General features: G+C 69.8%; 27 protein-coding genes. 12 read left to right on the plus strand and 15 right to left on the minus strand.

All coding sequences use genetic code 11. From position 1 onward, the window contains the following. Position 1: 1 nt before the first annotated feature. Genes UG56_RS03400 through UG56_RS03415 form a run of 4 tightly spaced genes read right to left on the minus strand, consistent with a single transcriptional unit; the run spans position 2 to position 6,069 of the window. A complete protein-coding gene (locus UG56_RS03400) occupies positions 2 to 1,501 on the minus strand; it encodes an acyl-CoA carboxylase subunit beta (protein WP_045549796.1) in 1,500 nt (499 codons plus the stop codon). Continuing rightward, on the minus strand, positions 1,498 to 3,318 hold the full coding sequence (locus tag UG56_RS03405) for an alkyl/aryl-sulfatase (RefSeq protein ID WP_256206406.1): 1,821 nt from the start codon (positions 3,316 to 3,318) through the stop codon (positions 1,498 to 1,500). The genes UG56_RS03400 and UG56_RS03405 overlap by 4 nt, the downstream gene beginning before the upstream one ends. After that, positions 3,318 to 4,502, minus strand: a complete 1,185-nt coding sequence (locus UG56_RS03410; protein ID WP_071326854.1) for an acyl-CoA dehydrogenase family protein — start codon at positions 4,500 to 4,502, stop codon at positions 3,318 to 3,320. The genes UG56_RS03405 and UG56_RS03410 overlap by 1 nt, the downstream gene beginning before the upstream one ends. A 1-nt stretch (position 4,503) precedes the next feature. Beyond that, positions 4,504 to 6,069: a class I adenylate-forming enzyme family protein gene (locus UG56_RS03415; protein ID WP_045550449.1), complete on the minus strand. Its 1,566-nt coding sequence runs from the start codon at positions 6,067 to 6,069 to the stop codon at positions 4,504 to 4,506. A 110-nt stretch (positions 6,070 to 6,179) separates the two neighbouring features. On the opposite strand from UG56_RS03415, the gene UG56_RS03420 reads away from it, so the two are divergent. The 5 genes from UG56_RS03420 to UG56_RS03440 all read left to right on the plus strand — a co-directional run bounded on the left by UG56_RS03420 (position 6,180) and on the right by UG56_RS03440 (position 9,408). Then, positions 6,180 to 6,785 (plus strand): TetR/AcrR family transcriptional regulator, encoded by a 606-nt coding sequence (locus UG56_RS03420; protein WP_045550448.1) that lies wholly within the window; start codon positions 6,180 to 6,182, stop codon positions 6,783 to 6,785. A gap of 114 nt (positions 6,786 to 6,899) precedes the next feature. Further along, the gene (locus tag UG56_RS03425) at positions 6,900 to 8,219 is read left to right on the plus strand and encodes an MFS transporter (protein WP_045550447.1); all 1,320 of its coding nucleotides are present in this window, start codon (positions 6,900 to 6,902) and stop codon (positions 8,217 to 8,219) included. After that, complete coding sequence (locus UG56_RS28205) at positions 8,216 to 8,584, plus strand: YidH family protein (protein ID WP_045550446.1); 369 nt, start codon at positions 8,216 to 8,218, stop codon at positions 8,582 to 8,584. The genes UG56_RS03425 and UG56_RS28205 overlap by 4 nt, the downstream gene beginning before the upstream one ends. Then, positions 8,581 to 8,844, plus strand: coding sequence for a DUF202 domain-containing protein (locus UG56_RS03435; protein ID WP_045550445.1), 264 nt, complete (start codon positions 8,581 to 8,583; stop codon positions 8,842 to 8,844). The genes UG56_RS28205 and UG56_RS03435 overlap by 4 nt, the downstream gene beginning before the upstream one ends. A gap of 42 nt (positions 8,845 to 8,886) precedes the next feature. After that, on the plus strand, positions 8,887 to 9,408 hold the full coding sequence (locus UG56_RS03440; protein ID WP_045550444.1) for a hypothetical protein: 522 nt from the start codon (positions 8,887 to 8,889) through the stop codon (positions 9,406 to 9,408). Here the strand turns inward: UG56_RS03440 and UG56_RS03445 are convergent. The 4 genes from UG56_RS03445 to UG56_RS03460 all read right to left on the minus strand — a co-directional run bounded on the left by UG56_RS03445 (position 9,405) and on the right by UG56_RS03460 (position 12,757). After that, on the minus strand, positions 9,405 to 10,433 hold the full coding sequence (locus UG56_RS03445; RefSeq protein ID WP_045550443.1) for a glutathione synthase: 1,029 nt from the start codon (positions 10,431 to 10,433) through the stop codon (positions 9,405 to 9,407). The two genes, UG56_RS03440 and UG56_RS03445, sit on opposite strands and share 4 nt — an antisense overlap. Continuing rightward, entirely contained in the window at positions 10,430 to 11,611 is a 1,182-nt protein-coding gene (locus UG56_RS03450; protein WP_256206407.1) for a flavohemoglobin expression-modulating QEGLA motif protein, read from the minus strand. The genes UG56_RS03445 and UG56_RS03450 overlap by 4 nt, the downstream gene beginning before the upstream one ends. A 37-nt stretch (positions 11,612 to 11,648) precedes the next feature. Then, positions 11,649 to 12,155, minus strand: a complete 507-nt coding sequence (locus UG56_RS03455) for a pyridoxamine 5'-phosphate oxidase family protein (protein WP_256206408.1) — start codon at positions 12,153 to 12,155, stop codon at positions 11,649 to 11,651. 92 nt (positions 12,156 to 12,247) lie between these two features. Beyond that, on the minus strand, positions 12,248 to 12,757 hold the full coding sequence (locus tag UG56_RS03460; protein WP_256206409.1) for a hypothetical protein: 510 nt from the start codon (positions 12,755 to 12,757) through the stop codon (positions 12,248 to 12,250). Positions 12,758 to 13,044: 287 nt separating this feature from the next. On the opposite strand from UG56_RS03460, the gene UG56_RS27785 reads away from it, so the two are divergent. After that, positions 13,045 to 13,422: a hypothetical protein gene (locus UG56_RS27785; RefSeq protein ID WP_143054890.1), complete on the plus strand. Its 378-nt coding sequence runs from the start codon at positions 13,045 to 13,047 to the stop codon at positions 13,420 to 13,422. On the opposite strand, the gene UG56_RS03465 is transcribed toward UG56_RS27785, so the two are convergent. Further along, positions 13,402 to 14,628: a M20 metallopeptidase family protein gene (locus UG56_RS03465; RefSeq protein ID WP_045550440.1), complete on the minus strand. Its 1,227-nt coding sequence runs from the start codon at positions 14,626 to 14,628 to the stop codon at positions 13,402 to 13,404. The genes UG56_RS27785 and UG56_RS03465 overlap by 21 nt on opposite strands. Before the next feature lie 58 nt (positions 14,629 to 14,686). Between UG56_RS03465 and UG56_RS03470 the strand changes: the two genes are divergently transcribed. Beyond that, positions 14,687 to 15,055, plus strand: coding sequence for a hypothetical protein (locus tag UG56_RS03470; protein ID WP_045550439.1), 369 nt, complete (start codon positions 14,687 to 14,689; stop codon positions 15,053 to 15,055). Here UG56_RS03470 and UG56_RS03475 read toward each other — a convergent pair. The 3 genes from UG56_RS03475 to UG56_RS03485 form a co-directional block, all read right to left on the minus strand. Then, on the minus strand, positions 15,052 to 15,495 hold the full coding sequence (locus tag UG56_RS03475; protein ID WP_084100444.1) for a cytidine deaminase: 444 nt from the start codon (positions 15,493 to 15,495) through the stop codon (positions 15,052 to 15,054). The two genes, UG56_RS03470 and UG56_RS03475, sit on opposite strands and share 4 nt — an antisense overlap. Positions 15,496 to 15,504: 9 nt before the next feature. Beyond that, positions 15,505 to 16,866 carry an FAD-binding oxidoreductase gene (locus UG56_RS03480; RefSeq protein WP_045550438.1) on the minus strand — a complete coding sequence of 454 codons (1,362 nt, stop codon included), beginning with the start codon at positions 16,864 to 16,866 and terminating at the stop codon, positions 15,505 to 15,507. Between the two features lie 83 nt (positions 16,867 to 16,949). Next, positions 16,950 to 17,552 carry a TetR/AcrR family transcriptional regulator gene (locus UG56_RS03485; protein ID WP_256206410.1) on the minus strand — a complete coding sequence of 201 codons (603 nt, stop codon included), beginning with the start codon at positions 17,550 to 17,552 and terminating at the stop codon, positions 16,950 to 16,952. Positions 17,553 to 17,631: 79 nt separating this feature from the next. Between UG56_RS03485 and UG56_RS03490 the strand changes: the two genes are divergently transcribed. After that, the gene (locus UG56_RS03490) at positions 17,632 to 18,594 is read left to right on the plus strand and encodes an NADP-dependent oxidoreductase (protein ID WP_045550436.1); all 963 of its coding nucleotides are present in this window, start codon (positions 17,632 to 17,634) and stop codon (positions 18,592 to 18,594) included. A 118-nt stretch (positions 18,595 to 18,712) separates the two neighbouring features. Continuing rightward, on the plus strand, positions 18,713 to 19,489 hold the full coding sequence (locus UG56_RS03495) for a class I SAM-dependent methyltransferase (protein ID WP_045550435.1): 777 nt from the start codon (positions 18,713 to 18,715) through the stop codon (positions 19,487 to 19,489). Here the strand turns inward: UG56_RS03495 and UG56_RS03500 are convergent, their stop codons facing one another. Further along, positions 19,490 to 20,485: a tyrosine-type recombinase/integrase gene (locus UG56_RS03500; protein WP_071326855.1), complete on the minus strand. Its 996-nt coding sequence runs from the start codon at positions 20,483 to 20,485 to the stop codon at positions 19,490 to 19,492. It abuts the gene before it with no gap. A gap of 108 nt (positions 20,486 to 20,593) precedes the next feature. On the opposite strand from UG56_RS03500, the gene UG56_RS03505 reads away from it, so the two are divergent. Both UG56_RS03505 and UG56_RS03510 read left to right on the plus strand, forming a co-directional pair. Next, on the plus strand, positions 20,594 to 21,583 hold the full coding sequence (locus tag UG56_RS03505) for an alpha/beta fold hydrolase (protein WP_045551712.1): 990 nt from the start codon (positions 20,594 to 20,596) through the stop codon (positions 21,581 to 21,583). 40 nt (positions 21,584 to 21,623) lie between these two features. Next, the gene (locus UG56_RS03510; RefSeq protein WP_256206411.1) at positions 21,624 to 22,133 is read left to right on the plus strand and encodes an anthrone oxygenase family protein; all 510 of its coding nucleotides are present in this window, start codon (positions 21,624 to 21,626) and stop codon (positions 22,131 to 22,133) included. A gap of 13 nt (positions 22,134 to 22,146) precedes the next feature. On the opposite strand, the gene UG56_RS03515 is transcribed toward UG56_RS03510, so the two are convergent. After that, entirely contained in the window at positions 22,147 to 22,536 is a 390-nt protein-coding gene (locus UG56_RS03515; protein WP_218145119.1) for a DUF1304 domain-containing protein, read from the minus strand. A gap of 77 nt (positions 22,537 to 22,613) precedes the next feature. Here UG56_RS03515 and UG56_RS03520 point away from each other — a divergent pair, with 77 nt between their 5' ends. Next, positions 22,614 to 23,846, plus strand: coding sequence for a low temperature requirement protein A (locus tag UG56_RS03520; RefSeq protein ID WP_084100447.1), 1,233 nt, complete (start codon positions 22,614 to 22,616; stop codon positions 23,844 to 23,846). Here UG56_RS03520 and UG56_RS03525 read toward each other — a convergent pair. After that, complete coding sequence (locus tag UG56_RS03525) at positions 23,810 to 24,727, minus strand: LysR family transcriptional regulator (protein ID WP_045551713.1); 918 nt, start codon at positions 24,725 to 24,727, stop codon at positions 23,810 to 23,812. The genes UG56_RS03520 and UG56_RS03525 overlap by 37 nt on opposite strands. Between the last annotated feature and the right edge of the window lie 41 nt (positions 24,728 to 24,768).

A 24,768-nucleotide genomic window follows, 5' to 3' on the forward strand; every position in this document is an offset into this window, starting at 1 on the left:
CTTATCGGGCACGCCGGAGGGTCGCCGCCACGACGGCACGTGTCTCGGCGGGGTCGATCACGTCGTCGATCTCGAACATCCGGGCGGCGTTGAGGGCGCTGGCCTGCTTGCGGTACTCCTCCGTCAGCGCGGCGACCCGCGCCTCACGCTCCGCCTCGGGCATCGCGGCCAGCTCGGCGGCCATGGAGAGGCGTACGGCGCCCTCCAGGCCCATCGGGCCCAGGTGGGCGTCGGGCCAGGCGACGGTGAGGAGCGGGCGGTGGGTGCTGCCGCCGAGCATCGCCTGCGCGCCGAGCCCGTAGCCGCGGCGCAGGACGACCCCGACCAGCGAGGTCGAGAGCTGGGCGCCGGCGACGACCATCCGGGAGGCGTGCCGGACCAGGCCGCCACGCTCGGCCTCGGGACCGACCATGAAGCCCGGGGTGTCGACCAGCGAGACCACCGGGAGGTCCCAGCGGCCGCAGAGCGCGAGGAAGTCGGCCGCCTTGACCGAGGCGTCGCCGGTGAGCGCTCCGGCCAGGTGCGTCGACTGGTTGGCGATCACGCCGACCGGGATCCCGTCGATCCGGGCCAGCGCGGTGACCAGCTCGGGCGCGAACGCCTCACGGAGCCAGGTGACCGAGTCGAGGTCGGCGAGCGTCTCGACGACAGGCCGTACGTCGAAGGCCTCCCGGTCGTTGTGGGGGAGGAGCGTTCGCAGGTCGGCCTGATCGCCGGCCTCGCCGCCGTCAGCGGCCGGCTCGAGGCAGGAGAGGATGCTGCGTACGGCTTCGACGGCTGCCGCCTCGTCCTCGACGAGCAGGTCGATCACACCGTTCGCGGTCTGGTCCTTCACCGGCCCGATCTCCTCGGGGGCGAAGGTGCCGAGCCCACCGCCGGCGATCATCGCCGGGCCGGCCATGCCGAGGTTGGCGTCCGGGGTGGCGATGCGGAGATCGGCACAGCCGGCCAGGACCGCGTTGCCGGCGAAGCAGCGCCCGGAGACGACGGCGATGCGCGGCACGACGCCCTCGAGCTCGCCCCAGAGCGCGAACGAGCCGACGTCGAGCGCCGAGACCAGCGGGATGTCCGTGTCACCGGGGCGACCGCCGCCGCCCTCGGTGAAGAAGACGGTCGGCAGACGCATCCGCCCGATGATCTCGATCAGCCGATCCGACTTGCGATGCCCGCGCATGCCCTGTGTACCGGCCATCACCAGGTAGTCGTAGGACAGCACCGCGCACGGCTTCCCGCCGACGGTCGCGGTGCCGCCGATGATCCCGTCACCGGGCGTCTCGACGACGAGCTCGGCCAGGTCACGCCGCTGCTCCTGGGCCGCGGTGATGAACCGCCCGTACTCGACGAACGAGCCCGGATCGACCAGGTCGGCGATGTTCTCCCGAGCCGTACGCCGCCCCTTGGCGTGCCAGCGGGCCACCTTGTCGGCACGCGCCGCGTCCGTGGTCAGGAAGCGGCGGGCGTGCAGCTCGGTCAGTCCGGTGGCGGGTGTGTCGTCGGTCACGCTGTCACGATAGGGAATGCCGGGTCGGGTGCCTCGAGCACCCCCAGCAGCCGCTGGAGCACGCCGAGGTCGCCGGTGTGGGCGATCCCGTCGAGCCTGCGCGCGCCGAGCAGCCCGGCGAGCTGCCGCCGGGTGAGCGTCAGGGTGAGGCCCGCGCCCGGTTCCGGGGCGCTGTCGCGCCGCTGCACGAGCACCCCGTTGCGCAGCCGGGTGTGCCACCAGCCGCCCTCGGGCGTGTCGTCGTGATCGGTGAGATGCCAGTCGATGCGCAGATCGAGGTCCCAGGCGCGAGGGCCGTCGACCCGGATCGCCACGGAGTCGAGCAGCTGCGAGACGGTGAGCGCCGCCAGCAGGCCGCGGCCGCCGCCGCGCGGCGGCACCTTCGGCCCGTCGAGGAGCTCGCGGGCGCCGGTCAGGTAGACGTTGCGCCACGTGGCGTTCTCGGCGCCGTGTCCGAGCCGGGTGTAGACCTCCGCCAGCAGCTCTCGTGCCCCACGAGCGTCGGGCTCGGCGAAGACCACGTGGTCGAGCAGCGTCGCCGCGAATCTCAGGTCTTCGCTCTCCCCGCCGGCGACGAGCGCCGCCGCCTGCTCCACCGCAGGGGCCGCCCCTCCGAGCAGCCGCAGCCAGCGCTGACCCTCCTCGGCCGGCGGCAGCTCCCACAGGTGCGCCGGGTTGGCGTCGTACCAGCCCAGGTAGCGCTGGTAGATCCCCTTCACGTTGTGGCTCAGCGAGCCGTAGTAGCCGCGCGTCGACGGCTGCGCGTCGAGGGCCGGCGGCAGGACCAGCTCCTCGGCGATCTCCTTCGGTGTCAGGCCACGGTTGATGAGACGCACGGTCTGGTCGTGCAGGTAGGCGTAGACGTCGCGCTGCCCGGCCAGGAAGGCCTCGATCCGCTCCGCACCCCACGTCGGCCAGTGGTGCGTCGCGAACGCGACGTCCGCGCGCCCGGCGAACAGGTCGATCGCCTCGGTGAGGTAGCGCGCCCACAACCGGGCATCGCGCACCTCGGCGCCCCGCAGGGTGATGATGTTGTGCAGGGAGTGGACGGCGTTCTCGGCCAGGAGCAGCGCCCGGGTTCCCGGAAGGTAGATGTTCATCTCCGCCGGCGCCTCGCTGCCCGGCGTGAGCTGGAACTCCATCTCGACGCCGTCGATCAGACGCGTCTCCCCGGTGCGGGTGATCGAGTCGGTCGGCTCGGCCAGCCCGATGGTGCCCGACGCCAGCCGTGGGCCGAGGCCGCAGCCGAGGTGTCCGTCCGGCGCGACCGGCAGCATGCTGCCGTACATGAAGGTCGAGCGCCGGTTCATCGCGGGACCGACGTAGACATTCTCCGAGACGGCATGCTCCAAGAACCCCTCCGGAGCCAGCACGGGTACGTCACCATCAGCCGCCGCGAGCACGGCGGCGATCCCGCCGAAATGATCGGCGTGCGGATGGGTCAGCACCACCCCGGTGACCGGCCGGTCCCCACGGTGCTCCCGGTAGAGCCCCAGCGCGGCCGCCGCGGTCTCGGCCGTGGTGAGGGTGTCGACGACGATGATGCCGCGCTCGCCCTCGACGATCGTCAGGTTGGCCAGGTCGAGGCCACGGACCTGGTAGATGCCGTCGGTGACCTGGAACAGACCCTGCAGCGAGGTGAGCCGGCTGTGCTGCCACAGTCCCGGGTGTGCGGTGTCCGGCGCCGGGGAGTCGAGGAAGGCGTCGGCGTCCGCATCGAACGCGACGGTCCCGTCGGCCTTCGACACCAGCCCCGGCTTCAGGGTAGCGACGAACCCACGCTGCGCATCGGCCTCCTCCTGGGTGAAGTCGGTCATCATGCCCCCAGCGACGTCACGAGATCGCGGATGACGCCGTTGCGCTGGATCTCCGAGGATCCGGTCAGCACCCGGAACATCCGCAGCCGCCGCCAGATCACCTCGATCTCCGCGCCCCGGACCATCCCGGCCTTGCCGTGCAGCTGCAGCGCCGCATCGGCGATCTCGAACGAGCGTTCGGCCACGAACAGCTTGCACATGAACGACTCGATCCGCGGTCGCCGGCCGGCATCGAGATCGGCCAGGGCGTCGTAGGTCATCGACCGGGCGGCGTAGTAGTCGGTGGCCATGTCGGCGAGCCTGTGCTGGATCGCCTGCTTCTCCAGCAGCAGTCCGTCGAAGACGGTGCGGTTCGCGGCGTAGCCGAGCGCCAGCGCGAGCGCCCGCCGGGCGGCGCCGAGCGCGGTCGGGCAGTGCAGCAGCCGGTTCGCGGTGACCCGGCCCAGCGCGATCCGCAGCCCCTGGCCGACCTCGCCGAGCAGGTTCTCCTGCGGCACGAAGCAGTCCTCGAGGACGACGTCGCTCTCGATGTTCTGTCCCGACAGCGGCAGGTCCCCGGGCAGCACCCGGCAGCCGGGGGAGTCGAGGTTGACGAAGAACGCGGCGTACGACTCCTCCTCGCCGGCCATCCGCGCCACCAGGATCGCGAAGTCGGCGAAGGTGCCGCCGGTGCTGAACACCTTGTGGCCGCTGATCAGGAAGCCGCCCGGGGTCGGAGTCGCGGTGGTCCGCATGCGGCGTACGTCGGAGCCGGCGTCGTCCTCGGTCATCGAGAAGCAGCAGGCGCGCTCGCCGCGTACGACGGGCATCAGGTACTTCTCGATCTGGTGCTCGGTCGCGTGCTCGAAGATCGCGCCGACCCGGAGCGGGCCGCCCATGTCGCCGAGCACGCTGGTGGCGAGCTGGCGGCCGGAGGCGCCGATCTCCTCCTTGAGGGCAGCGAGCTCGGTGAAGCTCAGGCCCTGGCCGCCGAGCGACTCGGGCAGGTGGATGCCGTAGAAGCCGAGCTCACGGCTGCGCTGCCACACCGGCTCCAGCATCGAGCGGTCCAGCGGCGTCTCCGGGCCCAGGCCGAGGCCGCGCTCGTAGTCGGCGAGCTCGCCGTCGAGATAGTCCCGCAGCCTCGTGACCAGCTCGTCGAGCCGTGGGTTGTCGGGGTAGGACGGGGTGAGGGAGAAGGTCATCTCAGCCGACCTTCCGCTCGGTGCCGGCCCAGTCGCGCTCGCGCAGCGCCCGCCGGTCGACCTTGCCGTTGCGGTTGAGGGGGAGTGCGTCGGCGAACTCGATGATCCGCGGCACCTTCACGCCCGAGAGACGAGCGCGGCAGAAGTCGCGCAGATCCTCCTCGGTCGCGGTGGCGTCGGCAGCGAGGGTGACGTACGCCTTCACCGTCTCGCCCCACTTCTCGCTGGGCACGCCGACGACGCAGGCCTCGCTGACGGCCGGGTGCTCGTAGAGCGCGGCCTCGACCTCGGAGCAGTAGACGTTGTAGCCGCCCGAGATGATCATGTCCTTCTTGCGGTCGACGATGAAGACGAACCCGTCCTCACGGATCCGGCCCAGGTCGCCGGTGTGGACCCAGCCGTCCCGGAAGGTCTCGGCCGTCGCCTCGGGCGCGTGGAAGTATTCGCGTACGCAGTCCGGGCCGCGCGCGACGATCTCGCCGATCTGGCCGGCGGGCAGCGGGTTGTGGTCGTCGTCGACCACGATCACCTCGGTGTCGTAGACCGGACGGCCGCAGGAGAGCAGCAGCTCGGGGTCGGACTCGATGCCGCGGACGACGTCCTCGGAGCTGAGGAAGGTGATCGCGCTCGTCGTCTCGCCCTGGCCGTAGCCTTGGTTGACCACCGGGCCGAACGCCTCGACGGCCTCGCGCAGCCGCGCCGGACTGACCGGGGCGCCGCCGACGGTGATGCTCTGGAGAGCGGAGAGGTCGCGATCGGGCAGCGTGGGGGAGGCGAGAACGAGGTTGAGCATGACCGGGACGACGAAGGTGTGGGTGACCCGCTCACGCTCGAGCGTGTCGAGGTAGGCCTCGACCTCGAACGCCGGCAGCACGACCACGGCCGCCCCGCGGAAGAAGCAGCCGAGGATCACCATGCCGCTGGCATGGGTGATCGGTCCGGGGGCGAGGTAGACCGCCTCGGCCGAGAGCGATCCGTAGGGGTTCATGGCGAGCTTGCGCATGTTGGCCAGCCGGTTGCCGACGGTCTGGACCGCCGCCTTCAGGGTGCCGGTCGAGCCGGAGGTGAAGTTGAGGACCGCCGGGGCGTCCTCGTCGACGTCGACGGCGACCGGGTCGGTCGAGCCTTCGGCGACCAGAGCGTCGTACGCCACAGTGCCGTCGGCGCCGGGGGCGCTGTTGTCGAGGTCGACGACGAGGCAGTCCAGGCTGTGGGCGTCGACGATCTTGCGGACCAGCTCGAGGTGGGCGCCACCGGTGAAGACGACCTTCACGGACGCGTCGAGCAGGACGTGCTCGACCTCGGCGGCGGCGAGCCGGGCACTGATCGGGACCCGGAGCGCGCCCGCCTTGCAGATCGCCATCTCCGCGACGACGAGCTCGCCCCGGTTGGTGGCGAGGGTGGCGACGGGGGTGCCCGGCGTGCAGCCGCGGGCGATGAGCGCAGCCGCGAGTCGGTTGGTGTCGTCCTCGAGCTGGCGGTAGGTCCATCGGTCGGTGCCGGAGACCAGGGCGGTGGCGTCGGGGGTGAAGGTCGCGGTGCGGGTGAGATAGCTACCGAGATTCACGGATGCCCTCCTGGTGGTCGGGGTCGCTGCAGTGAGCGCGGTCACCCGAGATCATAGACAGAGTGTCCAGAAACAGTCCAGGCGTTCGGGAAAGTGCTAGAACAGTGCGCATGACGGTGGTTGAGGACCGGCGCAGCCGGCGAACGCGAGGAGCGCTCCGTGACGCGCTCGTCTCCCTGGTGCTCGAGCGTGGCTACGCCGCGGTGACGGTGGAGGACATCGTCGCCGCGGCCGACGTGGGCAGGGCGACCTTCTACACGCACTTCAAGGACAAGGAGGCGCTCTACGACCACGTGGTGTCCTCGGTGCTCCAGGACCTCAAGGGGCGGCTGGACGAGGTGCTGGCCCCCGAGGACGCCGGGTTCACCGGGGAGCCGGTGGCCGAGGTCTTCCGGCATGCGAGCGAGCAGCCAGATGCGTACCGGATGATCCTGCGGGGCGAAGGGGACGGCCGCGGCCTGCGGGCGTTCGAGGACGCCTGGAGCGCCACCGCCTTCGAGACCTTCACCGCACGGGTGAAGGCGAACGCCGTGCGCCCGCGCGTGGATCTCCAGGTGCTGGCGCGGGCGTGGGTCGGCGAGCAGATGGCGGTCCTGCTGTGGTGGCTGGACGCTCCCGAGCCTCGGCCGGCCACCGACCAGGTCGTCGAGACGCTCGTCGAGCTCTCGCGTCGTGGGCGCTTCTGGGCGACGGGATTCGATCCGGACGGCCGCTGAGCTGCAGCACCGACGTGGACGCCGTGTCTTGTGTGGTGCGGGTCACTCGTCCTACAGTCGGACGTGATGACCGTTACTAGACGCTCTGTCTAGCACCTTGAAGGGCGGATCTCCGTGTCCTACCGCACCCTGCTCACCGAGTACCCAGTCGGAGCGCGCCGTCGCGTGCTGCTGGCTGTCGTCGTGCTCGCCCTGTTCATCTCGGCGTTCGAGGGCCAACTCGCCCCCGTGCTGCCGTTGCTGCTCGACGACCTCGGGATGTCGCTGAAGACGTACGGCCTCATCACGGCCGCGTCCCTGATCTTCGGAGCCCTCGCCGGCTACCTCGGCGGCGAGCTCGCCGATCGCGTCGGCCGGGTGAGGATCCTGGTCCCGTTCATGTTCCTCTCCGCCGCCGCCTGCCTGTTCATGGCGACCGCCGACTCCGTCGGTCACTTCGCGCTCGCCCGGATCGTGCTCGCCTTCGTCGAGGGTGTCGCCGTCGCCGGCACCCAGCCGCTGATCCGCGACTTCACCCCGCGGATGGGTCGCGCCCAGGCGTTCGCGTTCTGGAGCTGGGGCTCGGTCGGCGCCAACTTCTTCGCCGCTGCCGTCGCCTCGGCAACGCTGGGTGTCTTCGGCAACCAGTGGCGCTCGCAGCTGTTCATCATGGCCGGCGCCGCCCTGGTCGGAGCCGTCGTGATCGCGCTGACCCTGCGCGACCTCGCCCCGGAGGTCCGCCGCGCCGTACGCCTCACCGAGCACGAGGCGCACACCGTCGAGGTCCCGCAGGGCACGAAGGGCCTACGGCTCCTCCTCGCCCGCCGGGCGTTCTGGACCCACGTGCTCGCGATGTCGTTCCTCTACGTCCTGCTGGCCACCATGAACGCCTACGCCCAGACGATGCTCGTCCAGCAGTTCGGGGTCTCGGTCCGTGCGGCATCGGCGATGACGATGGTCTTCTGGCTGAGCAACCTCGCGCTGAGCCTGGTCTTCGCCCGTCTCTCGGACCGTACGCAGCGCCGCAAGGCCTTCATGGTCGGCGGCGGCGTCGCCGCGGCGGTCTTCCTCGGCGCCTTCCTGGCGCTCATGGGCCGGGGGAACGAGGCGTCCACGAGCGTGGTCGTCGTCCTGTTCGTCGGCATCGGCGTGGCCCTTGCGGCGACCTTCGGGCCGTGGATGGCGAGCTTCTCCGAGCACGTCGAGGAGGTGCACCCCGACATCCAGGGCCGCGCCTTCGGCCTCAACCACCTGCTCAACCGCACGTTCATCCTGGCGACGGTCCTCTTCGCGCCGCGCGTGGTCGAGGCGACCGGTGGCTGGGAGCGCTGGATGACGATCGCCTGGGTCGCGACGGTGCTGTTCGCGATCACCGCGGCGCTGGTCCCCGGGGTGACCGGTCGTCACTCGCGCACCGGCGCGGACGCCGAAGCCGTCGCGCAGCCTGCGTCGTGAACCGCCCGGGCCGGGGTCGGCTGGACAGCTGGCTCTACAGCGAGACCGAGGAGCCCGACGTCCGGTTCACCCTGGCGAACGAGCGTACGTTCCTCGCCTGGATCCGCACCTCGTTGGCGTTCCTCGCCGTCGCAGTCGCCGTCGACACCCTGGAGGTCGGCGGCGGCACGGTGCTGGCCGTACTCGCCCCGCTCAGCCTCGCGCTCCTCGCGGCCGGCTGCGCGGCGTGGTCCTGGTGGAGCTGGGTACGCAGCGAGCGCGCGATCCGCCGACGCGACGCCCTGCCGACCCGCCGGGCACCGCTTCCCCTGGTGTTCGGAGTCCTGGGTTCCGTCGCACTCGTCTCGATGGCGCTGCTGGTGTGAGCGGGGGAGACCCCGGGCTGCAGCCCGAGCGGACCGAGCTCGCCTGGCGGCGTACGCATCTCTCGCTCGTCGTCGCCGCCCTCGTCGTCGCCCGCCATCCGCTGGCCGAGGGCCCGCTGTGGTGGCGTCTCGGTGCGGCGCTCGCGGTGGCCGCGCTGGCTGCCTACCTCCTCCTGAGCCGGCGCCGCGTGGGCGCCACCGCGGGCGTCGCGGCCGTGATCGCCCTCGTCGAGGTCGTCGGGATCGCCGGCCTCGGGTAGCCCACCCTTGAAATCGATCAGTAACGGGGTAAGCATGATTACATGCTTACAAACGAGTTGCGCGGGTGGTTCAGTGGACGGCTGCCCGATGGTGTGTACGACGAGATCGTCGATGTGGTGGTCGACCGCGAGGAGATCACCGTCGTCGGGCGGATCAAGGAGCCGAAGACCGCCGAGGGCGCTTCGGACGAAGAGCGAGCAGCAGCCAACGAGGGACGGGCGAGCGAGTTCCGCGAGCGCACCCGCGAGGACCGGATGGCCGTGGCGCGGCAGGCGGAGCGCCGGTTCGACCGGAAGGTGTCGTGGGGCGTGGAGGTCGGGGGAGAGCGCCACATGTTCACCACCGTCTCCGCGCCGGTCATGACCCGGCTGCGTCAGCCCGAGCGCAAGGTCCTCGACCTGCTGGTCTCCGGCGGTGTCGCCCGGAGCAGGAGCGACGCGCTCGGCTGGTGCGTCAAGCTCGTCCAGCAGCACTCGAGCGAGTGGCTCGACGAGCTCCAGGAGTCGCTGGTCAACGTCGAGCGCGTGCGTGCCAAGGGGCCTGGCGGATCGGCTGCGTCCTAGCAGGTGGCGTCAGGGGAGTGGTTGGGGCCGGCCGGTCGGCCGGAGGCGCGCTCCCGGAGGGCCTCGATGATGGCCGGGCAGATGTCGGTCTCGTAGAGCCACTCGATGCTCTGGATACCGCCCGGGCTGTCGGCATTGATCTCGAGCACCTTGTGGCCGACCACGTCGATCCCGACGAAGAACAACCCGTCGGCCGCGAGCTTGGGACCCATCGTGTCGACGATGTCCTTCTCGCGTGCGCCGATCTCGAGCGGCTTCATCCGCCCGCCCTTGCTGATGTTGGCGCGCGGGTCGTTGCCGTCGGGCACGCGCCGGAACGCGGCGTACGCCCCGTCGATCTCGATCAGCTTCCCGTCGAGCAGAAAGATTCTGGCATCGCCCTCCTCGCCGCCGTCCACGAACTCCTGGGCGATCGCATATCCGTCCTCGAAGACCGCCTCGATGATCTGCGCCAGGTTGGTCTCGTTCTCGTCCTCGACGACGAACACGTTGCGGCCCTTGCCGCCGTAGATCGGCTTGACGACGGACTTGCCCACCTCTGCGACGAACCGTCTGATCGCTCCGGCGTCGCGGGTGACGAGGGAGCGTGGCCGGACAGACTGGGGAAACTCCTCCAGATAGAGCTTGCTCGTCGCACGGCTCAACGTCACCGGGTCATTGACCACCGTGACACCTCGAGCGGCGAGCATCTGGCCGAAGACGGTGCCGAGCGGGCCGGCCCATGGTCGCTCCTGCATCTCGGTGGCCTCTTCGTTGCGCAGGAACAGGGCGTCCAGCGAATCCATCACCAGTCGCTCCGCATCACGTTTCTTGATCCGGGCCAGGAACGTCTCCAGCGTGTCGCCCTCGATGACCTCGGCGCGGCGCGCGCGGGCGAGGAGCTGTTGACTCGTGTCGAACTCGACATCGCCTGCACCGACGTACCAGACCTCGTGCGACCCCTCGACGGCCGCCTTGGCAAGTCGCGTGGTCGCCATCTCGGGGTGTTCGACTGCGATCTCGTTGACGAAGAACGCAAGCTTCATCTCTCTCCCTCTCCTTCGTAGAGGTCTGTGACCTGCAAGCCGCCGGCCATCCGGTCGAGGCGCTCGCGCGCGCCGGACACCTCGAGCCACCGCGGGCGCACCCACGGAGGCTCGAGCACGCCGCGCTCGAGGAGGTCCTGCACCAGGTCGATGTGGTCCAGCGCGAGCTTGCCGACCAGCAGCACGTCGAGATCGACTCCCGAGGCAACGGCCTCGAGGATGCGGCTGATCCCGCGCAGGTAGATCGCGTCGCGCACCATCCCGCCGGCGACGACCACACGGATCGCGACCGACCAGGCGGTCCGGCGGGGGAGCCGGTGCTTGCCCTCCAAGGTCTCGAAGATCTCCATGAAACCTCCGCCCGCGAGCATCAGGTCGACGGCGACGACCCGCGCCGCCAGCACCCGCAGCCGCCGTGGGTCCAGCCCGCCGGTGACGTACTCGGAGATGAGCGCCAGGCCCTCTTGGGTCTCGTCGTAGCCGGGCAGGCCGATCGTCAGCATCTTCAGCGGCTGCCGCGCGCCGTTCTGGTAGGTGACGACGTGCGTACCGACCTCGTGGTGAAGCAGCGGCTCGACCCGGTCGGCGCGGAAGGTCGCCGACGCAGGGATGAGCAGCTGCCCCGCGGACACCATCAGCTCGGAGACGTCCTCACGCACCTCGACGTGCGCGGGAAACCCGGGGTACGCCGCTCGATAGTGCTCCATCTCGGCGCGGGCTGCATCAGCGAACGCCCCGGACGTCACGTTCCCGCGGGCCGGCGCCGGCGGCGGGATGTCGGCGAGCAGTTGCTCGGCCGACGACACGAGACCGGCGGAGGGGTCGCCGAAGAGCTGCCGTGACCCGTGCACGAACTTCGTCGTGTCACGGTCCTCGAGCGCGGTGATCTGTCGCGCGATCTCGTCTCGTTTGGCCCGGAACAAGGAGTGCAGGGCTGGGTCGGCGACGTCCTCGATCTCGAGGTTGTAGAGATCACGACGCACCAGGTCAGGGTCGAAGTCGAGCTCTCGGAGCCGCAACGTCGGTGCGACCGTGAAGTCGGTCCGTTTGAAGTCGTCCCACGCCTCCGCTCCGTTGAGTGGGGTGAGGTTCAGCAGCGGGTCGATCTGGCGCTCGATCGCGGTGAGTCGGGCGTCGATGCTGAGGGCGGGCTCGCTCTCTTGGGTCGAAGCAGTCACACCCCCAGGGGTACCCAGACCCCGATGCGATCATTCCTCACCGCGTGCGCTCGGCGCGCTGCCGGACCAGCTCCTCGACCGGTGTCGGAAGGGTCGTCTCGAAGTCGATCAGCTTCGCCCAGGTCGGGGTGACGACGATGCGCACCATGCTGTCGTACAGCGAACGCACCTCCGCCTCCCAGGCGACCCGTTGCTCCGGTGTCATCTCGTAGGAGCCGTTCATCTCGAGGTACTGCTCGGGGATCCCGTCGACGAGGTCCAGCTCGGCGGTCCCGCGAATGAGCAGCATCTTCGGCGGGTGCGCCTCGGTGTCGATGGTCAGGGCGACCGCCGGGTTGTGCCGCAGCGCGATGAGCTTGGGGGAGTTGGGGGTGGTGCACATGACCACCTGCGAGCCGTTCCAGGTGAACGCGATCGGGATGTTCCTCGGCGTGCCGTCCTTGGCGACGTACGCCAGGCGGGTCAGGTCTCGCGCCAGGAGCTCGCGGCTCAGCGGACGGCTCAGGACCGCCTGGATCTCGTCGGCCTGCATGGTGTTCGACATCGGGTTCTCCTCGGTTCGGGCGACCCGGTCGGTCGCTCTCACCCCAGGGACGGAGCCGTTCCCATGTTCTCTACATCCTGGCGACGACGTCGTCAGTCGACCGGCTTGCCGAAGGAGTACGTGCCCGCGACGGAGACGGTCGCCGAGGTGTCCGCATCGGTGACCGAGACGTTCGACCACGTCGACACCGTGTGCACCGACGTCTGCCCGCTGGGGCAGTCGAGAACACTGCTCGCCGCGGGTGCGGTGACGGTCAGAGAGCCGGTGACGTTGCCGTTCCGGGCGGCCGTGAACTCGCCGGACTTCGAGTAGTCGCCGCTGATCACGGTCTTCTTCGGGTCATCCGGGTTGTGACCGCCGCGGTTGACGCACTGGTAGGTCGCCTCGAGGTGGGCGGTCACGGTGATCGTCTCGACCGACCCGCTCTCGAGGCCGGCCTCCTTGAACGCGACGGTGATCGAGGTCAGGTCGGCGCTGGTGACCTTGGTCAGGTTGTTGATGAAGTGCGGGCTGCCGCTCGCGAAGGCCGGTGCGGCGGCCAGGACCGCCGCGCCGGCGGTGGCTGCGATCGCGGTGAAGACGTTCTGGATGCGCATGCTCATGTTCCCCCGTAGATGGAATGTGCTGGGCGCAGTTGCCCCGACGCGGGGAGTCTGGCACGTCGATTCCACAGGCAGCCATAGCCCTTTCACGTCATTTGAAGGGAAACAGGATGAAACGACGGCCAATCAGATTGGCCCGGGTCACAGACACTGTTCGGGACGATTTTCGAGGAGGCCGGCGGAACCATGTGCCGTCGGGCCGGGGACCTTGGTCCTTGTGACCGCAGACGTGGCGGGACGACGATCGGATGGGAGCCGTCGACGTACGCAGAGGGGGTGATGGCGCGATGTCCGGACCTGCCGGCCCACCGCCTGCCGAGGTGGGTGGATCAGCTCGCCGAGTCCTGCGTACGGGCTGGGTCGCGTTCGCCCTTCTCCCGGTCGCGTTCGTGGGTGCTGCGATCCTGGGCGACTGGTTGCTCTCCGTTCAGGGCTACTCGAGCGGAGAGGGGGATCTGCCGACCGCGGTCGTCCTCAGGGCAGGACTTCCCGCGCTCTTGGTGCTGGTAGCGCCCTCGATCGCCGGCGCATGGTGTGGCCACCGGGCCGAGCGTCTCGGCCACCCGGGAGGTCGTGCGCTGTTCATCGTCGGAACCGTTGTCGCGGCAGCGTCGGTCGTGCTCAACCTCGTGCAGGTGATTGCTTCATGGGTGCTCGGTCTCTGACCCGTCACGGCTGCTGACGGTCAAGGCGTCGAGCGCGAGCAGCGCGAGCGCTGCCGCCTGGTCGCCGAGGACGCTGTCGTCGAAGGCGGCGTCAGGGGAGTGGTTGGGTGCGGCCTCGTCGGTCGGCGCGGCGCCCAGCAGGATCATGGCGGTCGGGACCTGCTGGCTGACGTACGAGAAGTCCTCGGCGCCCATCGTCGGCCGTGGCACCTCGACCACCCGCGGCCCGAAGGCATGACGGAGCGTCTCCAACGCCCGCAGGGCGGTCGCCTCGTCGTTGACCACGCTCGGGTAGCCGGTGTCGAGCGCGACCGTCGCGACCAGCCCGTGAGCCGCCGCGATGCCCTCGACGAGCCGAGGAAGCTCCTCCTCGATCCTGGACAGCGTGTTCGGATCGACCGTACGTACCGTGCCGGTGAGCTGTGCCGATCCAGGGATGACGTTGTCGGCTCCCGTGCCCGCGGTCAGGTTCGTCACCGAGATGACGACCGGGTCGAAGGAGTCGAACCGGCGCGCGGTGTAGCTCTGCAGCGCCAGCACGATCTCTGCCGCGATCGGCACCGGGTCGAGAGTCTCGTGGGGACGTGATCCGTGCCCACCGTGGCCTTCGAGGTCGATCGTCAGGTGCGTCGAGCTCGCGGTCACCGTGCCCGGGCGGGTGAGGAAGATCCCGCGCGGCGCGTTGCCGACATGGATCGCGTACGCCGCGACCGGCCGGCCGCCGGCAGCGTCGAGGACACCTTCGTCGATCATCAGCCGGGCGCCGCCGTGCCCCTCCTCGCCCGGCTGGAACATCAGGATGACGTTCCCGGCCAGTTCGGAGCGGTGCTCGGCGAGCAGCCTGGCCGCGCCGACCAGCCCGGCCACATGCAGGTCGTGACCGCAGGCATGCATGGCGCCGTTGGTCGAGCGGTAGGGAACCTCCACCGCCTCGGTGATCGGGAGGGCATCCATGTCGGCGCGGAGGAGGACGGTCGGCCCGGGCTTCTCGCCGCGCAGAACGGCGGTCACCGACGACAGCGACCGTCCTTCGGAGATCTCGAGGTCGAGGCCCGAGAGTGCCTCGAGCACCCGGCGCTGCGTCGCGGGCAGATGGAGCCCGAGCTCGGGCTCGGCGTGGATGCTCCGCCGGAGCTCGACCAGGTCGGGTGCGAGAGCCTCGGCAGAGGCGATGATCTGGGCCTCGAGAGCATTGCTGGACACCATGTCCAGAAATTATCAGACGAAGCGCCTCGCCTCACCACCCGTCGGACAGGATGGCTTCATGGACTCTGAGAGTGCGCGGCGCTCGGCCGCCGTCGTCGGGATGGCCACGCTGCCGATCGGGGCGGCGATCCTCCTCGCGCCTGAACGGGTGGGCCGGGCACTGAGGCTCGGCGACCATCCCGTGGCGCTGCGTGTGATCGGAGCGGCCGACCTGGCGCTCGTGCCCGGACTGCTGGCCGGTCGCCGACGACTGCCATGGATGGCGGCTCGCGCCGGCCTCAACGTGGCGATCGCGGCGTACTGCACCCATCTCGCGCGCAGCGAGGGCAACGTCGCGCCCAAGATCGCCGCGTCGGCTCTGATGATCGCGACCGCCGCCGATGCCCGGACGATCCTCGCCCTGCGCCGGGACGAGCGCCGTCCCTAGTTGCGCACCCAGTCGGGGACTTCCTCCGGGATCACCGTGAGCCAGTAGTGGGGGAGCGCCTCCCTGAGCGTGACCCACCGGACCTCGGTGCCGTCCGAGCTGCCGGGCACGGCCACCAGCACATCCGGACCGTGGCCCGCGAGCCGCTCACGGCACACGCCGCACGGGCTGAGGACGACATGCCGGCCGTCCTCGAATCGGTGCAGGCAGACGGAGGCGAGGATCCTGCGGTCGAGCCGGAAGGCGGCACAGTACGGCTCGGCCTCGTGGCACAATGTGGTGCTGGAGTTGAGGAAGTCCGGGCTGGTTCCGGTCAGGATCGTGCCGTCGTCGAGCAGCACGGCGGCGGCTCCACGGGACTCGTCTGCTGCGAACCGGGTGGCGATGAGATCCCTGCACTCGGCGAGGGTGGATTCGAGGCTCTCGGGGGTGGCTGGCACGCGCCAACCCTAGGGCGTGATGTTCTGGTTGTGGCGGAACAGGTTCTCCGGGTCGTAGGTCTGCTTGATCTTCTTGAGGCGGGCGTAGTTGCTGCCGTAGGTGTCGGTGACGCGGCCCTGGTCGTCCTCGGACATGAAGTTCACGTAGCCGCCAGGCTCGGAGTGCGGCGTGAGTGCGGCGGCGTAGTCGCGAACCCACGCGATGTGGGCAGCGTCGTCGGAGGCGTCCGGCCAGGCCGAGACGATGACCGTCGAGAAGGTCGCGTGGCGGTAGGAGAACGCGGTGTCCGTCGCGCCGACGCGGGAGGCGGCACCGTTGATCGGGTAGAGGTGCATCGTCGAGCTCGCGTTCGGTGCCTTGGGGCCGTGGGCCAGGTGCGCCTCGATCGCCTCATCGGTCAGCTCGGTGACGTAGTTGCCCTTCCAGTAGCTGCGTACGCCACGGGGGAACAGGTCGTCGAACGCGCTGTTGAGCCACGGGTACGGCATCGGCGCGACCATCTCGCCGACGCGCGGCGCAAGGTCGCGGAACGGCTGCATCACCGCCTCGCCCTCCTCGGCCGGACCGCTCCAGTGGACGACGGCGACGCAGAAGGTGTCGCCGTGGCGCTCCTCCGGGACGAAGGGCAGGGGAGGGGCGATCTGGAACGCAGGGAAACCCCCGCAGCGCTCGTCGGCGTCGGTCACCCACGTGCGGAAGAAGCGCAGCAGGTCCCCGGCGTGCTCGAGCTCGTAGAAGAAGAGTCCGACGACGACCTCGTCCACCGGGTGCAGGTCGAACTCGAAGCTGGTGACGACCCCGAAGTTGCCGCTGCCACCGCGCAGCGCCCAGAACAGGTCGGGGTTCTCGGACTCGCTGGCGCGCCGGAGCTGCCCGTCGGCGGTGACGACGTCGGCCGATCGGAGGTTGTCGATCGTGAGACCGAACCCACGCGTGAGGTAGCCGATACCGCCGCCGAGTGTCAGGCCACCGACACCGGTCGTCGACACGATCCCGCCGGGCGTGGCGAGGCCGTGCGCATGGGTCGCTTCGTTGAGATCGGCCAGCGTCGCGCCGCCACCCACGCGAGCGGTCCGAGCGGCGGCGTCGACCTCGACGGACCGCATGGGGGACAGGTCGATGACCAGACCGTCATCGATCGTTCCGTAACCCGGCGCGCTGTGTCCGCCTCCGCGCACGGCCAGCAGAAGGCCGGCGTCGCGGGCGAAGTTCACCGCGGCGATGACGTCGTCGGCGTTCTCGGCCGGCACGACAGCCGCGGGGCGCCGGTCGATCATGCCGTTCCAGACGCCTCGAGCGTCGTCGTAGTCGGAGTCGTCGGGCGTGATGACCCGGGTGACCTGTTTGCGAAGTTCGTTGATGGATGTCATGCCGCCAGCGTCATCCGCTGTCGTCGCGCCAGCCGATCCTGATCCGCCACATCATCGAGTTCCGGTACACGTCCTCTGTCACGTCAGTGTCCGCGGGCTCGGCGAGACTGCTGTGGCCGGAGACCGTCGAGGAGAATGTCGAGCAGTCGGTCTGCGGCGACGGGGTTGCCGGGCTGCTGGGTGACGGTGAAGATGCCGATCAGGGCGGCAGAGACCTCCTCAGGAGTTACATCTGGGCGGAGGTCGCCTGCTGTGACGCCTGCATCGAGGATGGCCGCGATCGCCGCCAGGAGCTCGTCTCTGGTCTGAGCGTGGGCGAGGTCGCCGGAGTCGATCATCGACAGCAGAGTGGCGAGCATGCCGTTCTTCGCTGCAACCCAGGTGCCGAACAGGTCCATCCACCGTCGCAGCGCCACCGACGGGCTCTCCTGCTCGAGCAGCTCGCGGGCTCCGCTGGTGAGGCGATCGACCTGGTCCTGGTAGACGGCCGCCACGAGCGCCTCCCGGGTGGGGAAGTGCCGGTAGAGCGTCGCGATGCCGACGCCGGCTTCCCGCGCGATGGCACGCAGCGAGGGCTCGCCCTCTGCTGAGGCGAGCACGCGGGTGGCGGCAGCGAGCAGTCCATCCCGGTTGTGAGCGGCGTCGGACCGCAGCGCCCTGCCGGTCGGGGTTGTCAAACGGATCACGCTCCGGTTATGGTCGAAATCAATAACCGGAGCATAGTCCACATAGGGCTTGATCCGCAGGCAACAGGGGAGAGGCCTCATGGCACAGCACCGCGACGAGCGGCAGAAGAGCCCGAGCCGGGCGGTCCTGCTCGAGAAGTTCGGGGGACCGGAGAACCTGACCGTCCAGAGTGTGCCCGAGCCGCATGCGGGCGCCGGCCAGATCCGCATCCGGGTGACCGCCGGGGGACTGAACCCGATGGATTGGGTGATGACCTCTGACGCTGGAACCGCCGCGCGGTTCGGCCTGAGTCTGCCCTGCGGATTCGGCACCGACTACGCCGGCGTCGTCGACGAGGTCGGGCCCGACTCGACCGGATACGCCGTCGGCGACCGCGTGTTCGGCACCGCGGTGTCCCGCGCGCTGGCCGATCATCTCGTGATCGAGTCCGCTGGAAACATCTCGACCGGGGTCGCGCACCACACTCCGGACGGCGTCGATGATCGCACCGCAGCGACGCTGTCGATCGCGGGCAGCACCGCCGCCGCAGCGCTCGCCGTGCTCGGCCTGGGGCCGGATGACACGGTGCTGATCGGTGGAGCCGGGGGCGGAGTAGGCGTCTTCGCGGTGCAGCTGGCCCGCATCGCGGGCGCCCGGGTCATCGGGACCGGCTCCGCCTCGTCGGCGGACTACCTGCGCAGTCTGGGCGCCGAGCCGGTGACGTACGGCGACGGGCTGGCCGACCGGGTCCGAGCCATGGACGGCGGTCCGGTCACTGCGGCGTTGGACCTCCACGGGACGGACACGGTCGATGTCGCCCGCGAGCTGGGCATCCCGGACAAGCGCATCTGCACCGTTGCGGCCGCCATCGAGGGCGTACCTGCGGCCAGCGGCGCGAACGCCGGCCCCGAGGCGCTCCGTCGCATCGCACGGCTCGTCGATACCGGTGACATCCGCGTACCGATCGCGGCGACCTTTCCGGTCGAGGAGATCCGATCGGCCGTCGAGCTGCAGGCGGAACGCCACGTACGCGGCAAGATCGTCATCGACCTTTCCGCCTGATCACCCTCAGGGGAGACCTCGTCACGGTTCCTTCAGAGCGTTACTTGACATAATGTGCATTATCGGCGTCGAACAATGAAACGGCGAGAGTGCCACGAGACCGTTACAGTGCACTGCTGTGGCAGAGGACTTCGACCCGGTCGCCCACAACCGCGTCGCCTGGGACGGACTGGTCGACAGCGACAACGAATGGTCTCGGCCGGTCGGCCCCGAGGTCATCGCCCGGGCGCGTGAGGGCGACTGGTCCGTCGTTCTCATCGGCCACCAGCCGACGCCACGCGATTGGCTGCCGTCCGATCTGAGCGGTGTCCGCGTGCTCTGCCTGGCTTCCGGTGGTGGCCAGCAAGGACCGATTCTCGCTGCAGCGGGCGCTGAGGTGACCGTCTTCGACAACTCGCCCAAGCAGCTGGCACGTGACGACGAGGTGGCTGCTCGCGAGGGTCTGGAGCTGCGTACGGTGCTCGGTGACATGCGCGATCTCGGTGCCTTCGACGACGCCAGCTTCGACGTCATCGTCAATCCGGTCTCGAACGTGTTCTCGCCCGACCTGGCTCCGGTGTGGAACGAGGCGTTCCGCGTGCTGCGGCCCGGTGGGTCGCTCCTGACCGGCTTCATGAACCCGGACGTCTACATCTTCGACGAGGTGGCGCTCGACCGGCGGGAGCTGGTCGTACGTCACCGGCTCCCGTTCAGCTCGCTCGATCTCTCCGAGGCCGACCGGATGCGTGCCTACGGGGACGGCCCGATCGAGTACAGCCACTCGCTGACCGAGCAGATCGGCGGGCAGCTGGCCGCAGGATTCGTCCTGACGCACCTGAGCGAAGCCCCGCACCATGCGGACGTCACCGCCGAGCACTTTCCGGCCTACATCGCGACCCGGGCGCTCAAGCCCTAGTCACTCGGGGCGCTCGAACGGCTCGGCCGTCTCGCGCAGCACCTCACGTGCCGGAGAGAGCAGGACGGCGTCGCGGGTGTCGGAGGCCGTCGCCTTGACGTAGATCCCGGTGGTCTTGAGGTCTTCATGACCGAGCAGGCCCTGAACCGCAGGCACCGGTACGCCGGAACGGATCAGTCCCTTGGCAGCACTGTGCCGAAAGGCGTGCGCGGCCTCACCCGGCTGCTTCGGGACGCCGGCGAGGCGGATCCAGGTCTCGACCAGATGGTTGAGCGCCCCCGGACGCAGCTGCTTGCCCGAGGTCAGCACGAAGAGGCTGTCGGCCGGGTCGCGAGCGCCGAAACGGGCTTCGAGCTCGGCCAGGTAGGCGTCGACCGCATCCACGGCCTCGGGCGGCAGCGGCAGGTTGCGCTGCTTGTCGCCCTTCCCGATGACCCGCACCAGCGTCTCGCCGTCGGGCTCACGACGGATGGAGCCGACGGTCAGCCCGCACAGCTCGGCGGCGCGTACGCCGGTGGTGACCAGCACCGCGAAGATCGCCCGGTCGCGCGCCGGCCAGCGGCGCCGGTCGGTGCCCTCGCGTGGCGTCGAGGCGACCCGCGCCAGCCGGCGGAGCTCGTCGACGCTCCAGCCGGCCGGCAGCCGGCTGGGCCGCTCGGGCGCCTCGATCCGCAGCGTCGGGTCCACCAGCAGATGTCCCTCGAGCTGCAGCCAGTGCGTGAAGAGCCGCAGCGTGCCGACGCGGCGCTGACAGGTCGCGGCGGCCGAGTTCTCGCGCAGCGACCTGTAGGCGATGCGTACGTTCTGGTCGGTCAGCGCCGAGATCGGGACCAGCGCCAGCACGTCGGCCTCGGGCTCGCCGCCGGCGTCGACGTGCAGCTGCCGGGCCCAGGCGGCGATGTCCTGCCGGTAGGCGTTGCGCGACTTGTCGCTGAGCCCGCGGCGCGTGAGGGTCGCGCGGTCGGTCAGGAAGTCCTCGACGACGTCGCCGAACATCACACCATCCTCAGGTACGCTCACATCCCCTGATATTACAGTCTTTTCGAACATTTCTGCGATAGGGGGTACTATCGCGGATCTCCGGGGAGGTGGCAGACTCCAGCCGTGCCCGACACCGCTGTCACCCACCACACCGAGCACGTCAACGGGATCGACCTGCACTGGGTGGAGTCAGGGCCGGCAGACGGCCCGCTCGTGATCCTGGTGCACGGGTTTCCGGAGTCCTGGTACTCGTGGCGGCACCAGATCGCCGCGCTCGCCGACGCGGGCTACCGGACGGTCGCGATCGACGTGCGTGGATACGGCGGCTCCTCGAGACCGAGTGCCGTCGAGGACTACCGGATGCTGCGCCACGTCGGCGACAACGTCGGCCTCGTGCATGCTCTGGGTGCGGAGACCGCCACCATCGTCGGTCACGACTGGGGCGCACCCATCGCCTGGACATCGGCGCAGCTGCGGCCGGACGTCTTCACCGCCGTGGCCGGTCTGTCGGTGCCGTTCAGTCCCTCCGGGCGCCGTCGGCCGACCGAGGCGATGGCCCAGGCCGGCGGTGATAACGAAGATTTCTACATCACCTACTTCCAGGCCCCGGGTGTCGTCGAGGCCGAGATCCTGCCGGACGTACGCCGCTGGCTGCTGGGTATCTACTACTCGATCTCCGGCGACGGCGTGCTCGCCGCCGGCAGGGGTCCGCGCGGGGCGCTCGGGCTGGTGCCACGTGGCGACCGGCTCTCCGACCAGTTCGTCCACCCCGTCGCGATGCCCGAGTGGCTGACCGAGGCCGATGTCGACTTCTACGCGGGCGAGTTCGCCGGCTCGGACTTCTTCGGTCCGCTCGCCCGCTACCGCAACATCGATCGCGACTGGGAAGATCTCGCGGCCTTCAGCGACGTGCCGATCACCGTGCCGTCGCTGTTCGTCGCCGGCGAGTACGACGGCCCCGCGATCACCGGTCGCCGTCAGATCGAACGCTTCGACACGACCCTGCCCGGACTCACGCGGTCGGTGGTACTCCCCCGGTGTGGGCACTGGGTCCAGCAGGAGCGCCCCGAGGAGACCAACCAGCTCCTGCTCGAGTTCCTCGCTCGACGGTAATTCGTTGGCTCCAGCCGCCGAAACCCGGTTGTCTGGCTCCGTGATCGAGGATCTCCGCACGCTGGCGCTGGTCGCCGCGACGATGACGATGGGCCTGATGGCGGGCTACTTCGCGCTCTACGCGCACACGATCATGCCCGGCTTGGGCGCGACCGACGACCGTACGTTCGTCGGCTCGTTCCAGGCCATCGACCGGGCGATCATCAACCCGTGGTTCATGGTGAGCGGGTTCCTCGGCGCGCTCGTGTTCACGATCCTGGCGGCCGCGCTGTCCCTCGGGTCGGAGCAGCGACGCCTGCTGGTGTGGGTGGTGGTCGCGCTCGTCCTCTACCTGATCGCCTTCGTCCTCACGATCGCGGTGCATCTCCCCCTCAACGACGCGCTCAAGGCGGCGGGATCACCGGACCGGATCGCCGATCTCGCACAGGTGCGCGAGGCGTTCGACGAGGCGAAGTGGATCCGCTGGAACGTCGTACGCACCATCGCCACGACCGCTGCGTTCGGCTGCCTCGCGTGGAGCCTCGTGGTTCAGGGCCGCCTGACCGCCTGATCTCCGAGGAGGCTCAGGCGAGCAGGCCGACAAGCAACGCGACCACGGCGAGCAGCGGGACGACTCCCTGCTTGAGCGCCGCACCCCGCTTGTCGGGCGAGGCGACGAGCAGCACCGTCGCGGCCGCAGCCACCGACCCGGCGCCGGCGAACACCAGCGCCGCGCCCGCGGCCTCCGAGCCCGCGGCGACCAGGACGATGCCGACCGCCGTGACGATCGCCAGGAACAGGTTGTAGAAGCCCTGGTTGTAGGCGAGCTCCTTGGTGGCCTCGGCCTCCTCGGCGCTCGTCCCGAAGACGGCGCGCGTCTTCGCGCTCGTCCAGGTCAGAGACTCCATCACGAAGATGTAGACGTGCACCAACGCAGCCAGCCCGGCGAGCACCAACGCCACAACGACCATCATGGGCTGAGAGTAACCGGCTGAGAAGCGCTTGCCGTGCTCCCTCCCCGAGACGGCTCCGTGGTGGCAGGATCTTCGCCATGACCGCCGTACGACCGCATCGGCTGATGCGGATGAGCGGACGCGACCCGGACGAGATCGGCCGCTCCGCCACTCCCCTGGAACTGCTGTTCGATCTCGCCTTCGTCGTCGCGTTCGCGCAGGCCGGCGACGCGTTCGCCCACCTTGTCGCCGAAGAGCATCTGTCGACGGCGATCGGTGGCTTCCTGTTCACCGCTGTGGCGATCTGCTGGGCCTGGATCAACTTCTCCTGGTTCGCCTCCGGGTTCGACACCGACGACTGGGTGTTCCGTGCCCTCACGATCGTGCAGATGGCCGGTGCCATCGTGGTGGCCCTGGGCGTGGCGCCGTTGTTCGAGTCGATCGACCACGGCGGAGTGCTCGACAACCGTGTCCTGGTCGCGGGCTACATCGTGATGCGCGTCGCGATGGTCGCGCAGTGGCTGCGAGCCGCGTCGCAGTCCCCCACCTACCGCCGCACCGCGCTCACCTACGCCGGATCGATCCTCATCGCACAGATCGGCTGGGTCGCCCTCGCGGTGGCGCAGACGAGCTCGGTGGTGCTCGTCGTGCTCGCGGCAGTCGTCTGCTACGGCGTCGAGATGATCGCCCCGATCTACGCCAAACGCCGCTGGGGCATGCCGTGGAACGCCGAGCACATCGCCGAGCGCTACGGGCTGCTGCTCATCATCACGCTGGGCGAGGTCATCCTCGGCACGGTCGCGGCGGTGGCGTCCGCCGTCGAGCACGTCGGCTGGTCGCAGGAGTCGATCCTGCTGGTGGTCGCGGGCACCCTGCTGACGTTCGGGATCTGGTGGGACTACTACATCATCCCGTTCGCGCACTTCATCGAGCGTCGCCGCCACCGGGCCTGGATGTTCGCCTACGGCCACATCCTCATCTTCGCCTCGGTGGCGGCCTTCGGCGGTGGCATCCACGTCGCGGCGTACGTCGTCGAGGGCGAGGCGACCATCGGTGTCGTCGGGGCGGTGCTCGCGGTCGTGATCCCGCTGGCGATCTTCACGATCGTCTACTTCGGCATCTACTCGGCACTGATGGGTCGCGTCGACATGCTGCACGTCAACCTCGCCGTCGGCATGCTCGCGGTCCTGGTGCTCGCGGTCGTGGCGGCGGTGACCGGTGTCTCGCTCGGCTGGTCGCTGCTGATCGTGGCCGCGGCGCCGTACGTGACGGTCGTCGTCTACGAGAGCTGGGGCTACCAGCACGTGGCCGCGGATGTCGAGGCCGTCTGAGCGGCGCTCGGGCCTTCACTCGCTTGGACCAGTCGGTTCAGCACAGCCCGCAGAGGCGGCCATCGGTCGCGCCCGCGGCGGGTCATGGCGAAGGCGCGCAGGCGCACCGTGGGATCGGTCAACGGCCGCACGGCGACGCCGCGGCGGGAGCTGCGTCCGCGCGGCAGCAGCGCGAGTCCGTGGCCGGCGAGAATGAGGTCGTCGACCAGCTCGAGCGCGTCGACCCGGTGAACGATCCGAGGGGTGAACCCCGCCATCGACGCGAGCGTTCGAAGCACCTCCTCGTCGGCCGTGTGGCGCGAGTTCACGATCCAGTCCCGGTCGGCGAAGGTCGCGAGCGGGGCCCGTGGCTCACGGGACGGCATGCCGAGGCCCCAGGTGACCTCCCACAGCGGGAGGGTGTCGTAGTCGCTGCTCCAGGAGGCGGGAGCGACGTTGTAGTCGTAGACGAGCGCCAGGTCGACGTCGTCGCGGGCGAGCAGTCCCAGTGCCTCGGGTGGTTCGTGCTCGCGCAACCGCACCTCGATGCCGGGGTGCTCGTGCCGGAGGCCGTCGATCGCGGGCATGAGGGATCGTCGGATCGCGGTGGCGAAGCCGGCCACCCGGAGCACGCCGGCCGGCTCGGCGTCCGGGTCGAGGTCGAGGCGAGCGGCCTCGACCGCCGCGAGGATGGTGACGGCGTGCTCAGCAAGACGGTGGCCCGCAGGAGTGAGGCGTACGCGCCGGCCGTCGGGTTCGACGAGGGCCGTTCCGACCTCTCGCGCGAGCGCTGCGACGGCTTGCGAGACGCTGGACGTGCTCGTGCCGATCTCGGCGGCGACCTCGTGCATCGAACCGAGGCGCGAGAGCTCGAGCAACATCCGGAGCCGGCGTACGTCCACCGGCTCATTGTTTCGACATCGCGAACATAATGTCCAGCAAT

The organism is Nocardioides luteus (assembly GCF_000960475.2).
Lineage (GTDB): Bacteria > Actinomycetota > Actinomycetes > Propionibacteriales > Nocardioidaceae > Nocardioides > Nocardioides luteus_A.